Below are 12,733 nucleotides of genomic sequence, written 5' to 3'. Positions count from 1 at the left end.
TGAACCACGAGCTGACCGGGCGCGGCGGCGTGCTGGACCGCGCGCTGCGCACCGAGCCCTGCTACCGCCTCTTCGCCCTGGCCGGCGGGCCGCCGCGGCGGCCCGGCCTGCTGCGCGTCGCGCCGGGCGAGGGCCATGCCATCGCCGCCGAGGTCTGGGCGCTTCCGCCCGAGGGATTCGCGCAGTTCGTCGCCGCCATCCCCGCCCCGCTCTGCATCGGCACGCTCCGCCTCGAGGACGGGACGACGCCGAAGGGCTTCCTCGTCGAGCCGGAAGGCCTCGCCGGCGCCGAGGAGATCAGCCGCTTCGGCGGCTGGCGCGCCTTCCTGCAGTCGCTGGCGCCCGCGCCCGCCTGACCCGAACCCAACCGCCAACCGGGAGACCGAAGATGATCCGCCGCCGCCACCTGATCGCAGGAACCGCAGGCCTCGCCCTCGCCGCGCCGCATGTCGCCAACGCCCAGGCCCCGCGCACCGTGAAGATGGGCTCGCTGCGCCTGATCCATTCGATGACGCCGCACTTCTACGAGCGGTTCCTGCCGCCCAACCTGCGCGTCGAGATCACCACCTTCGACAGCCCGACCGACGGCAAGAACGCCGTCGTCACGCGGTCCGTGGATTTCGGCGGCTTCGGCATCGCGGCGGCGATCCTCGGCGGCGCGGCGGGCGAGCCGGTGGTCGTCGCGGGCGCCTTCTGCAACCGCGGCATGGGCGTGGTCAGCCGCGCCGGCTCCGACGTGCGGAGCATCGCCGATCTGCGCGGCAAGCGCGTCGGCATCTGGCCGGGCTCGACGCAGGAGGTCTTCATCCTGGAACGCCTGCGCCAGTCCGGCATGACGATCCGCGACATCACCTCGGTCCGTGTGCCCTTCGGCGAGATGCACGCGATGCTCTCGCGCGGCGACATCGACGCCTATGTCGGCGCGGAGCCCGGGCCGGGCCTCTCCATCTCCTCCGGCGTCGGCCAGCTGGTCGAGTACCCGTACGGCACCGCGATGGGCGGCCTCAACATGATCTGGGCGACCAGCGAGCAGATGGTCGCGCAGGACCCCGCGCTGATCCGCGCCATGCTCGGCGTGCACCGCCGCGCCAGCGAATACATGATGGCGAACCCGCGCGAGGTGGCGGACGCGACGGTGCGCATCCTCGGCGCGCCGCGCGCGGCGGTGGAGCAGGCGCTGGGCGCCGGCAACGTCGAGTACATCTGGCGCCTCGACGAGACGGTGATGACGCAGGCCCGCACCTATGGCCAGCACATGCAGGAACTGCGGCAGATCCGCCAGCAGCCGAACTGGAACACCTTCCTGAACCCGCGCTTCTCCAACGAGGTCGCGACCTCCTGATGAGCGAGGCGACGGCGAGCGGCGCGGTCCCGGCGCCGGCGGCCGGCCAGGGCGGGGCGAGGCTCCTCGCCCGGCTCCGGCCTACGCTGCTGGCGCTGATCGTGCCGGCGCTGCTGCTGCTGTTCTGGCACCTGGCGGTGAAGGCGGGGATGACCCGCCTGATCCCCTCGCCGGCCGAGGTGGCGGAATACATGGTGGATTTCGCGGTGGGCGGCATCTGGGACGATGCTTTCTCCGCGACGCTGCACCTGCACCTCCTGGCCTCCATGCAGCGGGTCTATGGCGGCTTCGCTCTGGCCGCGCTGGTCGCCGTGCCAATGGGCCTGCTGATCGGGCGCATCCCGCTGGTCGCGCAGCTCTTCGACCCCTTCTTCCAGCTGATGCGGCCGATCCCGGTCACGGCCTGGCTGCCGCTGTCGATGATCCTGTTCGGCCTCGGCCCGCGGTCGGCCTTCTTCCTGGTCTTCCTCGGCGCCTTCTACCCGATCCTGCTGAACACCGTCTTCGGCGTGCGCAGCGTGGAGCCGCGGCTGTTCGAGGCCGCCTCGATGCTTGGGTGCCGTGGCAACGCGCAGTTCTTCAAGGTGGTGCTGCCGGCCGCGCTGCCCTCGATCTTCACCGGGCTGCGCCTCGGCCTCGGGCTGGCCTGGTTCGTCATCGTGGTAGGCGAGATGACCGGCGTGCCGCAGGGCCTCGGCGCGGTGATCATGGATGGCCGCACGCTGTCGCGCACCGAGCTGGTGATCTGCGGCATGATAGTGATCGGCATCGCGGGCTTCCTCTCCGACCGGGTCGTGGTCCTCCTCATGAACCGCCTGCTGCGCTGGAGCCCGTTGCACCGTGGCTGAGCTCCCGATCCTCGACATCCAGGGGGTGGGCAAGACCTACACCCTGGGCGACCAGCGCATCGAGGCGCTGCGCGACGCGAACCTGACCGTGCGCAAGGGCGAATTCGTCTGCCTCATCGGCGCCTCGGGCTGCGGCAAGTCCACGCTGCTGCGCATCGTCGCCGGCTTCGAGGCGCCGACCGCGGGCTCCGCCCTGATGTGGTCGAAGCCGATCGGCGAGCCCGGCCCCGACCGCGGCATGGTGTTCCAGGACTACGGCCTGTTCCCCTGGCTGACCGTGCGGGAGAACATCGGTTTCGGCCCCGCCAGCCGCGGCCTGGGCAAGGCCGAGGTGCGCGACATCGTGGAGCGCTTCGTCGCGCTGGTGGGCCTCACGCGCTTCGCCGATGCCTATCCGCACCAGCTCTCCGGCGGGATGAAGCAGCGCGTCGCGATCGCCCGCGTGCTGGCGAACGATGCCGAGGTGGTGCTGATGGACGAGCCCTTCGGCGCGCTGGACGCGATGACGCGCGAACGCCTGCAGGACGAGCTGCTGGACCTGTGGCAGCGCACCGGGCTCACCGTACTGTTCGTGACGCATTCGATCGAGGAGGCGATCTTCCTCGCCGACCGCGTCGTGGTGATGGAGCCCGGCCCCGGCCGCATCGCCAGCGAGCACCGCATCACCCTGCCCCGCCCGCGCGACGTCGCCTCGCCGGAGTTCAACGACGTCCGGCGCGAGTTGGGCGCGCGCCTGCACTCCCATCACGCCAAGAAGGCGGCATAATGGGCGCCGGACGTCCCGGCGCCTGAACCACCGGGACGCGCACGCCAGGAGACCCCATGCGCCCCGAGCAGCGCCTGCGCTACACCGCCGCCATCGACCGCCCGCGGATCGAGCTGCCGCACGGCAAGCAGCTCGCCGTGTGGCCGGTGGTGAATGTCGAGCACTGGCTGATCGACAACCCGATGCCGCGCCAGGTGCTCTCGCCGCCGACCGGCGTGACCATGCTGCCGGACGTGCCGAACTGGGCCTGGCACGAATACGGCATGCGCGTGGGCTTCTGGCGCTTCGCGGAAGTCTTCGGGAAGCTTGGCATCCGCCCGACGCTCTCGGTGAACGGCTCCGTCTGCACCGCCTATCCGCGCGTGGCCGGTGCGGCGCGCGATGCGGGGTGGGAGTTCATGGGCCACGGCTTCGTGCAGGTGCCCACCCACAAGGTCGCCGACCAGCGCGCCATGATCCACACCACCGTCGAGACGATCCGCGGCTTCACCGGGGACCCGGTGGTCGGCTGGCTCGGGCCCGGCCTGACCGAGACCTTCGAGACGCCCGACCTGCTGGCCGAGGCCGGCATCCGCTACATCGCCGACTTCGTCGTGGACGACCGCCCCGCGCGGCTGGCGACGGCGCATGGCGAGGTGCTGACCATGCCCTACACCGTGGAGCTGAACGACATCCCGCTCAGCATGATCCAGTTCCACCCCTCGGAGGAGTTGCTGCTGCGCGGCCGGCGCCAGGCAGCGCGGCTGATCGCGGAGGCCGCCTCGCCCGGTCCGCTCGGCGGGGCCAAGGTGATGTGCGTCGCCATCCACCCCTACATCACCGGCGTGCCGCACCGGATCGAGGCGCTTGCGACGCTGTTCGAGGAGCTGGCCGCGAATCCCGCCGTCACCTTCATGCAGGGGCGCGAGATCCTCGACTGGTACCTTGCCTCCGGCGACCCGACTTAGCGGACGCTCAGCGCCCGCGCCGCCAGCGCGATGCAGCGCGTGAACACCTCCAGGCTGTCGAAGGGCAGGTCCGCGCCGCCCTCCGGCAGCAGGATGGGATGGCCGCCGGCCTCGACCGCGCCCGGGATCATCAGGTTGTCCGGCAGCCCGAAGCCGCTGACAGTCAGGCCGGGCATCGGGTCCGGCCAGCGCGCGACCAGCGCGGCGTTGCGGTCGTCGAAGAGGGTCGCGCTGTTGGAATAGCCGAAGATCGGCCGCCCGCGGCCGAGGAACCAGCCGAGTTCCACCAGCGTCCCCGCATCGGCCGAGGCGCCGCGGAAGGGTGTGAGGTTGGCAATGACCAGGTCGGCCTGCTCCATCATCGCCAGGTCCTTGGCGAAGATGGTGCGCCAGGCCTCCGCCTCGGTCATCGCGGCGAGCGTCGCGACGTCCTCGTTCAGCGGCGGCAGCGCCTCGATCCCGTGCGCGGCGCAGATCGCCGCCTTGCGCGCGGCATGGGCCGGCGCATCCGGCAGGAAGACGTCGGGCCCGGCGAGATAGGCTTTCGGCATGCGGCCAAGCTGACCACCGCCGGGGCAGGCTGCGCAAGGCCGCGGCAGGCGGCGCCACCCGGCCGGCCGTGCGCCGCATATTCCGCTCTCGACGCCGGCGCGGCTTCTGCCAATCTCCGGGCGATGAGGATGCACGCGTGAAGCCCGCGCCTTTCGAATGGCATGCGCCCGCCAGCGTCGCGGAAGCGCTCGAGCTCAAGGCCCGGCACGGCGACGACGCCCGCTTCCTGGCAGGCGGGCAGAGCCTGGTGCCGGCGATGAACTTCCGGGTGGCGCAGCCCGCCGTGCTGGTGGACCTGAACCGCGTGGCCGGGCTCGACGCCATCGCGCATGGCGCCGACGGGTCGCTGGCGATCGGCGCCATGACCCGCAACGCCCGCATCGAGCGCGACGCCGCCGCCGCGCACAGCCATCCGATCCTGGCGGAGGCGCTGCACGAGGTGGCGCATCCGCAGATCCGCAACCGCGGCACGCTGGGTGGCAACCTTTCCCACGCCGACCCGGCCTCCGAGATGCCGGCGGTGATGCTGGCGCTGCAGGCCAGCTTCCTGCTGCGCAGCCGGCGGGGCGAGCGCGCGGTGGAGGCCGCGCGCTTCTTCCTCGGCCCGCTGGCCACCGCTCTCGCGCCCGACGAGATGCTGGCGGAGATCCGGATCCCGCCCCTGCCGGCGCGCACCGGCACGGCCTTCCTGGAAGTTGCGCGGCGGCGCGGCGACTACGCGATGATGGGCGTCGCCGCAGTGGTGACGCTCGATGCGGGCGGGGTCTGCACGGCGGCGCGGCTGGCCTGCTGCAGCGCAGGCCCGACCCCGATGGGCGCGCCCCGTGCCGCGGCCACGCTGGTCGGCACGCGGCTCACCGAGAACGACATGACCGCGGCAGCCGCGCTGCTGCGCGAGGAGGTGGACCCGATGGGCAGCGTGCAGGCCAGCCCGGCCTACCAGCGCCACCTGGCCGGCGTGGTCGCAACGCGCGCGCTCCGCCTGGCGCGGGGGCGCGCGGCATGACGCAACGCATCCCCGTCGCCGTCACCGTCAACGGCACGACCCATCGGCGAGAGGTTGAGCCGCGGCTGCTGCTCTCCGACTTCATCCGCCACGAGCTCGGCCTGACCGGCACGCATGTCGGCTGCGAGCACGGCGTCTGCGGCGCCTGCACCATCCGCCTGGACGGCGCAGCGGTGCGGTCCTGCCTGATCTTCGCCGTGCAGGCCGACGGCCACGCCATCTCGACCGTGGAGGGGCTGGCGCCGGAACGCGGCCGCCTCTCCGTGCTGCAGCAGGCCTTCCAGGACGCGCATGGGCTGCAATGCGGCTACTGCACGCCGGGCATCCTCATGACCGTCTCCGCCTTCCTGGAAGACAACCCGCAGCCGAGCGAGGCGGAGGTGCGCCACGCCCTCTCCGGCAATCTCTGCCGCTGCACGGGCTACCAGCACATCGTGGACGCCGTGCTGCTGGCGGCGCAGCGCCTGCGGGAGGCAGGCTGATGGAAACCCGCCACGTCGGCCGCCCCGTCACGCGCAACGAGGATCCGCGCCTGCTGACCGGCCGCGCGCTGTTCGTGGACGACGTCGAACTGCCGGGCCTGCTGCACGCGGCCTTCCTGCGCAGCCCGCACGGCCATGCCGACATCCTCGGCATCGACACGGCAGCGGCGAAGGCGCGGCCCGGCGTGGTGGCGGTGATCACGGCGGAAGACCTGGGCGAGTATTGGCAGCCCGGCCCGCTGCTGGTGCCGCCGCCTCCGATCCCCGGCATGACCTTCCGCCAGCGCTGCCAGGTGCCGCTGGCCAGGGGCGTGGTGCGCCACCTCGGCGAGCCGGTGGCGATGGTGGTGGCGGAAAGCCGCTACGTCGCGGAAGACGCGGTCGGCGACATCGTCGTGGACTACGCGCCGAAGCCCGTCGTGGGCGGGCTGGAGGGTGCGGTCGCACCCGGCGCGCCCCGCGTGCATGACGACCTGCCCGACAACATCGCGGCCGAGGTGGTGCAGCGGAAGGGCGACTATGCCGCGGCGCGCGCCAGGGCTGCGCATGTCGTGCGACGGCGCTTCCTCTACGATCGCGGCGCCTCCATCCCGATGGAGACGCGCGGCATCGTCGCGTCCTGGGATGCCAAGGCCGACCGGCTTACGGTGTGGGACACCACGCAGGCGCCCGTCGTCATCCGCAACGGGCTCGCCGCCATGCTCGGCCTGTCGGAACGCCAGGTCCGCGTCGTGGCGCCCTTCATTGGCGGCGGCTTCGGTCCGAAGATGATGATGTTCTACCCCGAGGAGGTGCTCGTCCCCTGGATCGCGCTGCGCCTGGAGCGGCCGGTGAAGTGGATCGAGGACCGGCTGGAGCACTTCGTCGCCACCACCCACGAACGCAGCCAGATCCACGAGGCGGAGATCGCGCTCGATGCGGACGGCCGCATCCTCGGTGTGCGCGACGACTTCCTGATGGATACCGGCGCCTACAATCCCTACGGCCTGACGGTGCCGCTCAACAGCCAGTGCACGCTGCTGAACTGCTACGACGTGCCGGCCTACGAATCGCGCTTCCGCGCGATCTACACCAACCGCACGCTGGTCACGCCCTATCGCGGCGCGGGCCGGCAGCACGGCATCTTCGTGATGGAGCGGCTGCTGGACGCGGCGGCGCGCGAGATCGGCCTGGACCGGGTCGAGATCCGCCGGCGCAACCTGATCCCGCCCGGCGCCTTCCCCTATCGCAACGAAGTCATCTACCAGGACTTCGCCCCGCTGACCTACGACAGCGGCAACTACGGCCCGATCCTCGACAAGGCACTGAAAGCGATCGGCGCCGAGGGCTTCGCGCAGGAGAAGGCGGCGGCGCGCGCGGAAGGCCGGCATCTCGGCCTCGGCGTGGTCTGCTACGTGGAAGGCACGGGGATCGGGCCCTACGAAGGCGCGAAGGTCCGCGTGCAGTCCAGCGGCAAGGTGACGCTCGCGACGGGAATCGGCACCCAGGGCCAGGGCCACTTCACCGCCTTCGCGCAGGTGGTGGCCGAGCAGCTCGGCGTCGATGTCCGCGACGTGGAGGTGACGACGGGCGACACTGACCAGTTCGACTGGGGCGTCGGCACCTTCGCCAGCCGCGGCGCGGTGGTCGCCGGCGCGGCCTCGCACGAGGCGGCGAAGGCGGTGCGTGCCAAGATCCTGAAGGCCGCCGCCGAGCACTTCGAATGCGCCGAGGCCGACCTCGAGATCGCCGACGGCAAGGTGGCGATCGCCGGCGTGCCGGAGAAGCATGTCACCCTCGGCACACTGGCGCGCATGGCCAACCCGCTGCGCGGCGCGGTGAAGCCCGGCACCGAGCCCGGGCTGGAGGCCACCAGCTATTTCGGCCCGGAGATGGGCGCGACCGCGGCCGGCGTGCACGCCATGGTGATCGAGATCGACCCCGACACGCTGCGCCTGGATATCCTGCGCTACGTCGTGGTGCATGACTGCGGCACGGTGCTGAACCCGCTGATCCTGGCCGGCCAGATCCAGGGCGGCGTGGCGCAGGGCATCGGCAACGCCTTCTTCGAGCAGCTGGCCTGGACCGAGGAGGGACAGCTGCTCAACGCCTCCCTGGCCGACTACCTGATCCCCACCGCGCTCGACGTGCCGCGCATGGAGCTGCTGCACACCGTGACCCCCTCCCCGCTCAACCCGCTGGGCACCAAGGGCGCGGGCGAAGGCGGCGCGATCCCGGTCGGCGCGCTGTTCGCGCAGGCCATCGAGGACGCGCTCGACCTGCCGGCGCGCGGCATCGAGATCACGGAGATCCCGCTCTCGCCCAGCCGGCTTTGGGAGATCGTGCATGGCGGCGATTGAGGCGAAGCGCCTCTCGCTGACCTACAGCACGGAAGACGGCCCGCTCCAGGCGCTCAGCGACATCGACCTGGCCGTCGCGCATGGCGAGTTCGTCTCCCTGATCGGCCCTTCGGGCTGCGGCAAGACCACGCTGCTGCGCGTCATAGCCGACCTCGAGCAGCCGACCGGCGGGGAGATCCGGGTGAACGGCACGACGCCCGGGCAGGCGCGGCTGCGGCGCGACTACGGCTACGTCTTCCAGGCGCCGGCCCTGCTGCCCTGGCGGCGCATCGCGGCGAACGTCACCCTGCCGCTGGAGATCATGGGACTGCCGCGCACGGAACGGCGCCGCCGCGCGCAGGCGCAGCTGGATCTGGTGGAGCTGGCGGGCTTCGCGCACAAGTTCCCCTGGCAGCTCTCCGGCGGGATGCAGCAGCGCGCCTCCATCGCGCGCGCGCTGGCCTTCGACCCGGCGCTGCTGCTGATGGACGAGCCCTTCGGCGCGCTCGACGAGATCGTGCGCGACCACCTGAACGAGCAGCTGCTCAGGCTGTGGCGGCGGACCGGCAAGACGGTGGTCTTCGTCACGCATTCCATCCCCGAAGCGGTGTTCCTCTCGACGCGCATCGTGGTGATGTCGCCGCGGCCCGGCCGCATCGCCGACATCGTGCCCTGCGACCTCGGCCCCGACCGGCCGCTCGAGATCCGGGAAACGCCGGAGTTCCTCCGCATCGCCCAGCGCGTGCGGGAAGGGCTGCGCGCGGGACACGCCTATGCGGGCTAGGCAGGCGGCGCTGCCCGTGCTGGCCGTCGCCGCGGCGCTCGTCGCGCTGTGGTATGCGGGTGCCGTCGCGCTGAACTGGCAGGTGGTGGCGGAGGGCCGGGCCCGCGGCGGGATGCCGCCCGATGCCTGGCAGACGCTGGCCGGCACCATGTCCTTCGCCCGGCCGCTGCTGCCGGCGCCGCATCAGGTGGCCGAGGAGGTCTGGCGCACCGCCTTCGCCACACCCCTCACCTCGCGGCGCAGCCTGCTGCTGCACGCCTGGATCACGCTCGAGGCGGCGCTGGCCGGCCTGGCGATCGGCGTCGCCGCCGGCGTGCTGGTGGCGGCGGCCATCGTGCATGTGCGCGCGCTGCAGCGCAGCCTGATGCCCTGGATCATCGCGAGCCAGGCCATCCCGGTGCTGGCGCTGGCGCCGATCGTCATCGTGGCGCTCGGCACGCTCGGGCTGGAGGGGCTGCTGCCCAAGGCGATCATCGCCGCCTATCTCTGCTTCTTCCCCGTCACCATCGCCATGGCCAAGGGGCTGGAGGCGGCGGATCCGCTGGCGCGCGACCTGATGCGCACCTACTCGGCCTCGCGCGCGCAGGTCTTCTGGAAGCTGCGCCTGCCGGCCTCGCTGCCCTTCCTCTTTGCCAGCCTCAAGGTCGCGGCGGCGGCGAGCGTGGTGGGGGCGATCGTGGCGGAACTGCCGACCGGCGCGCAGGCCGGGCTCGGCGCAAGGCTTCTGGCCGGGTCCTATTTCGGCCAGCCGCTGCAGATCTGGGCGGCGCTGGTCGCGGCGGCGGTGCTGTCCGCCTCGCTGTTCGGCGTCCTGGCGGCGACGGAGCGGCTGGTGGCGCGACGCATGGGCATGCGCGCGTGATCACGGCGGGACTCGCCCTGCTGGTCGCCGCGGGATTCGCGGTGGCCATCGCGGCGGCGCATGCCGGCGGCGGCGCGCTGCTGCTGCCTGGGCTCGTCGTGCTGGTCGGGCTCGCGGCCTGGCTCGTGCAGCGCCTGACGCGGCTCGGCGAGGGGCGCGGCTGGCGGGCGCGGGCCATCGCGCTGCTCGCCCCGCTGGCTTTCGGTGCCGTGCTGCTGGCGCTGTGGGAGGCGCTGGTGGTCGGGCTGGCGGTGCCGATGGTGCTGCTGCCGGCACCCTCCGCCATCGCGGCGCGCATGGCGGAGTCGGCCGGGCTGCTGGCCGAGGATTTCGTGCAGACCTTCCTGCGCGCGGTGCTGGTGGGCTACGCGCTGGGCGGGGCCCTCGGCTTCCTGACGGCGCTGCTGGTGGACCGCGTGCCGTTCCTGCGGCGGGGGCTGCTGCCGGTGGCGAACCTGGTCTCCGCGCTGCCGGTGATCGGCATCGCACCGATCATGGTGATGTGGTTCGGCTTCGACTGGCCGTCGAAGGCGGCGGTAGTGGTCGTCATGACCTTCTTCCCGATGCTGGTGAACACGCTGGCGGGGCTGGCGGCGGCCGGCGCGCTGGAACGCGACCTGATGCGCAGCTACGCGGCGACGCATGCGCAGACGCTGCGGCTGCTGCGCCTGCCGGCGGCGCTGCCCTTCGTGTTCACCGCGCTGAAGGTGAATGCGCCGCTGGCGCTGATCGGCGCGATTGTGGCGGAATTCTTCGGCTCGCCCACCGTCGGCATGGGCTTCCGCATCACCACGGAGGCCGGGAAGCTCGCGCTCGACCTGGTCTGGGCGGAGATCGTGGTGGCAGCGGCGGCGGGTTCGGCCTTCTATGGGCTGGTCGCGCTCGCGGAGCGGGCAGCGACCTTCTGGCATCCATCGATGCGGGCATGAGGAGAAGCGCATGAAGCGGTGGCTCGGGGCTCTGGTGGCGCTCGGCCTGGTGGCCGGGGCGGGTGCGACGCAGGCGCAGGCCCAGGGGGTGGAGCGCGTGACGCTGCAGCTGAAATGGGTCACGCAGGCGCAGTTCGCCGGCTACTACGTGGCGCAGGCGCGCGGCCTCTACCGCGCGGCCAACCTCGATGTGCGCATCAACCCGGGCGGGCCCGACATCGCGCCGCCGCAGGTCATCGCCGGCAACCGCGCCGACGTGATCGTGGAGTGGATGCCGGCGGCGCTCGCCAGCCGGGAACGCGGCGTGCCGCTGGTGAACATCGCGCAGCCCTTCAAGCGGTCCGGCATGATGCTGACCTGCCGGGCGGAGACGGGCATCCGCACGCCGCAGGACCTGCGCGGGCGCACGCTGGGCGTCTGGTTCTCGGGCAACGAATACCCGTTCCTGGCCTGGATGGCGCGGCTGGGCTACCGCACGGATGGGTCGCCGCAAGGCGTGCGCGTGCTGCGCCAGGGCTTCAACGTGGACCCGCTGCTGCAGCGCCAGGCCGACTGCGTCTCCACCATGACCTACAACGAGTACTGGCAGGTGATCGATGGCGGCTTCCGGCCGGATCAGCTGACCGTGTTCCGCTACGAGGAGCAGGGCGTCTCCACGCTGGAGGACGGACTGTATGTGCTGGAAGGCCGGCTGAACGACGCGGCCTTCGTGGCGCGCATGGCGCGCTTCGTGCGGGCGTCGATGCAGGGCTGGGACTGGGCGCGGCAGAACCCGGATGCGGCGGCGCAGATCGTGCTGGATAACGACGCTTCCGGCGCGCAGACCATCGCGCATCAGCGCCGCATGATGGGCGAGATCGCGCGGCTGCTCGACACCTCGGCGGGCGGGCGGCTGGATCCGGCCGACTACGAGCGCACGGTGCAGACGCTGCTCTCCTCGGGCGGCGAGAGCCCGGTGATTACGCGGGCGCCCAGCGGCGCCTGGACGCACCGGGTGCTGGACGCGGCGCGCTGACCTGCCGCCCCGGCGCCTGGCCTTCGGGCGGGCGCCGGGGTGCTTTGGTGCTTTACGGCTTTACCGCTTTGGCCGGTGGCGTGCCGGCCGCTTCGGACAAATGCCGCAGTGGGGCACAGGATTGGCCGACCGGCCGGTCGGTCATCGGGGCAGCGGCGGAACGCGCATCGCGACTTCGGACAAATTCCCCTGCCCGGGCCGCAGCGGAGAGTGAGGGGACGGATGGCCGCCGCGCGCCGGGCCGCGGCGATGTCAAAGACCGGCCGCCAGGTTACCAGGAACATCGTCCTAGATTGAGGGGAAACGGCCTACCCACCCTGACGCGCGAAGACGCAGACCAGCCCGCCCCCCGGCGGCCCCTGGTGCTCCGCCCCGCCGCTGACGAAGACCCGGCCGTCGCCCGCCACCGCCGCCACGATGGCGCCCAGCGCGCCGCGCAGGTGGCGCTGGGCATCCAGGTCGGTGTCGCCCAGCATGGTGTGGCGCTGGCCGCGGATGGCGCCCGTGCGGTCCGGCTCGCCCTTCGCGATGACGCCCAGCACCTCGCCGGGCGCGGCGGCGAAGGCGGCCTGGACGCCCGCCAGGTCCAGCAGGTCGGCCATCGGCGCGACGCCGGCGACGATCCCCTCCGCCCAGCCCGCTGCGCGACCGAACACCACCACCTCGTTGCAGGTCACCTCGACGCCGGAGGAGATCGAGGCACGGTTCGAATACAGCGAGAAATCGGCCAGCAGCGCGGCCTCCGTGGCGCGGTCGGCCGGGATCTCGCCCAGCGCCACGCCGACGCCGAAGGCGGCCGCGGCGCGCGAGAGGGCCATCAGCGCCTTGGCGTCCTGGCTGCGCGCCGCCGGGTCCGGCGCGGGCGGCGCCGGCGCCTTCACC

At 72.3% G+C, this 12,733-nt stretch carries 14 protein-coding genes; 12 read left to right on the top strand and 2 right to left on the bottom strand.

From position 1 onward, the window contains the following. The 5 genes from OZN99_RS14590 to OZN99_RS14570 form a co-directional block, all read left to right on the top strand. Positions 1–356, top strand: a 356-nt coding sequence (locus OZN99_RS14590) for an allophanate hydrolase-related protein (RefSeq protein WP_270935974.1), incomplete at its 5' end; no start/stop codon positions are given. A 32-nt stretch (positions 357–388) separates the two neighbouring features. Further along, on the top strand, positions 389–1,342 hold the full coding sequence (locus OZN99_RS14585; protein ID WP_270935973.1) for an ABC transporter substrate-binding protein: 954 nt from the start codon (positions 389–391) through the stop codon (positions 1,340–1,342). After that, on the top strand, positions 1,342–2,190 hold the full coding sequence (locus OZN99_RS14580) for an ABC transporter permease (RefSeq protein WP_270935972.1): 849 nt from the start codon (positions 1,342–1,344) through the stop codon (positions 2,188–2,190). The genes OZN99_RS14585 and OZN99_RS14580 overlap by 1 nt, the downstream gene beginning before the upstream one ends. Next, the gene (locus tag OZN99_RS14575) at positions 2,183–2,956 is read left to right on the top strand and encodes an ABC transporter ATP-binding protein (protein ID WP_270935971.1); all 774 of its coding nucleotides are present in this window, start codon (positions 2,183–2,185) and stop codon (positions 2,954–2,956) included. Before OZN99_RS14580 ends, OZN99_RS14575 begins: the two co-directional genes overlap by 8 nt. Positions 2,957–3,012: 56 nt before the next feature. Continuing rightward, a complete protein-coding gene (locus OZN99_RS14570; RefSeq protein WP_270935970.1) occupies positions 3,013–3,903 on the top strand; it encodes a polysaccharide deacetylase family protein in 891 nt (296 codons plus the stop codon). Here OZN99_RS14570 and OZN99_RS14565 read toward each other — a convergent pair. Further along, positions 3,900–4,454, bottom strand: coding sequence for a nucleoside 2-deoxyribosyltransferase (locus tag OZN99_RS14565; RefSeq protein WP_270935969.1), 555 nt, complete (start codon positions 4,452–4,454; stop codon positions 3,900–3,902). The genes OZN99_RS14570 and OZN99_RS14565 overlap by 4 nt on opposite strands. Positions 4,455–4,591: 137 nt before the next feature. Between OZN99_RS14565 and OZN99_RS14560 the strand changes: the two genes are divergently transcribed. The 7 genes from OZN99_RS14560 to OZN99_RS14530 are packed head-to-tail and all read left to right on the top strand — an operon-like array spanning position 4,592 to position 11,851. Further along, on the top strand, positions 4,592–5,461 hold the full coding sequence (locus OZN99_RS14560) for an FAD binding domain-containing protein (RefSeq protein ID WP_270935968.1): 870 nt from the start codon (positions 4,592–4,594) through the stop codon (positions 5,459–5,461). Then, positions 5,458–5,943: a (2Fe-2S)-binding protein gene (locus OZN99_RS14555; protein WP_270935967.1), complete on the top strand. Its 486-nt coding sequence runs from the start codon at positions 5,458–5,460 to the stop codon at positions 5,941–5,943. The genes OZN99_RS14560 and OZN99_RS14555 overlap by 4 nt, the downstream gene beginning before the upstream one ends. After that, positions 5,943–8,282 carry a xanthine dehydrogenase family protein molybdopterin-binding subunit gene (locus OZN99_RS14550; RefSeq protein ID WP_270935966.1) on the top strand — a complete coding sequence of 780 codons (2,340 nt, stop codon included), beginning with the start codon at positions 5,943–5,945 and terminating at the stop codon, positions 8,280–8,282. Before OZN99_RS14555 ends, OZN99_RS14550 begins: the two co-directional genes overlap by 1 nt. Next, positions 8,269–9,045, top strand: a complete 777-nt coding sequence (locus OZN99_RS14545; protein ID WP_270935965.1) for an ABC transporter ATP-binding protein — start codon at positions 8,269–8,271, stop codon at positions 9,043–9,045. The genes OZN99_RS14550 and OZN99_RS14545 overlap by 14 nt, the downstream gene beginning before the upstream one ends. Then, positions 9,035–9,907 (top strand): ABC transporter permease, encoded by an 873-nt coding sequence (locus OZN99_RS14540; protein ID WP_270935964.1) that lies wholly within the window; start codon positions 9,035–9,037, stop codon positions 9,905–9,907. The genes OZN99_RS14545 and OZN99_RS14540 overlap by 11 nt, the downstream gene beginning before the upstream one ends. Further along, a complete protein-coding gene (locus tag OZN99_RS14535) occupies positions 9,904–10,836 on the top strand; it encodes an ABC transporter permease (protein ID WP_270935963.1) in 933 nt (310 codons plus the stop codon). The genes OZN99_RS14540 and OZN99_RS14535 overlap by 4 nt, the downstream gene beginning before the upstream one ends. 10 nt (positions 10,837–10,846) lie before the next feature. After that, the gene (locus OZN99_RS14530; RefSeq protein ID WP_270935962.1) at positions 10,847–11,851 is read left to right on the top strand and encodes an ABC transporter substrate-binding protein; all 1,005 of its coding nucleotides are present in this window, start codon (positions 10,847–10,849) and stop codon (positions 11,849–11,851) included. 308 nt (positions 11,852–12,159) lie between these two features. On the opposite strand, the gene OZN99_RS14525 is transcribed toward OZN99_RS14530, so the two are convergent. Continuing rightward, positions 12,160–12,733: ring-opening amidohydrolase (locus OZN99_RS14525; protein ID WP_270935961.1), on the bottom strand; the 574-nt coding region annotated here is incomplete at its 5' end.

Origin of the sequence: Falsiroseomonas oryzae (assembly GCF_027856955.1) — a bacterium.
Taxonomy (GTDB): Bacteria; Pseudomonadota; Alphaproteobacteria; order Acetobacterales; family Acetobacteraceae; genus Falsiroseomonas; species Falsiroseomonas oryzae.
This window is presented reverse-complemented; position numbering and strand designations above follow the sequence as displayed.

Coding starts and splice junctions, on each gene's coding strand:
- OZN99_RS14585 (WP_270935973.1), top strand. CDS start 389: ATGATCCGCCGCCGCCACCTGATCGCAGGAACCGCAGGCCTCGCCCTC.
- OZN99_RS14580 (WP_270935972.1), top strand. CDS start 1,342: ATGAGCGAGGCGACGGCGAGCGGCGCGGTCCCGGCGCCGGCGGCCGGC.
- OZN99_RS14570 (WP_270935970.1), top strand. CDS start 3,013: ATGCGCCCCGAGCAGCGCCTGCGCTACACCGCCGCCATCGACCGCCCG.
- OZN99_RS14565 (WP_270935969.1), bottom strand. CDS start 4,454: ATGCCGAAAGCCTATCTCGCCGGGCCCGACGTCTTCCTGCCGGATGCG.
- OZN99_RS14555 (WP_270935967.1), top strand. CDS start 5,458: ATGACGCAACGCATCCCCGTCGCCGTCACCGTCAACGGCACGACCCAT.
- OZN99_RS14550 (WP_270935966.1), top strand. CDS start 5,943: ATGGAAACCCGCCACGTCGGCCGCCCCGTCACGCGCAACGAGGATCCG.
- OZN99_RS14545 (WP_270935965.1), top strand. CDS start 8,269: ATGGCGGCGATTGAGGCGAAGCGCCTCTCGCTGACCTACAGCACGGAA.
- OZN99_RS14540 (WP_270935964.1), top strand. CDS start 9,035: ATGCGGGCTAGGCAGGCGGCGCTGCCCGTGCTGGCCGTCGCCGCGGCG.
- OZN99_RS14530 (WP_270935962.1), top strand. CDS start 10,847: ATGAAGCGGTGGCTCGGGGCTCTGGTGGCGCTCGGCCTGGTGGCCGGG.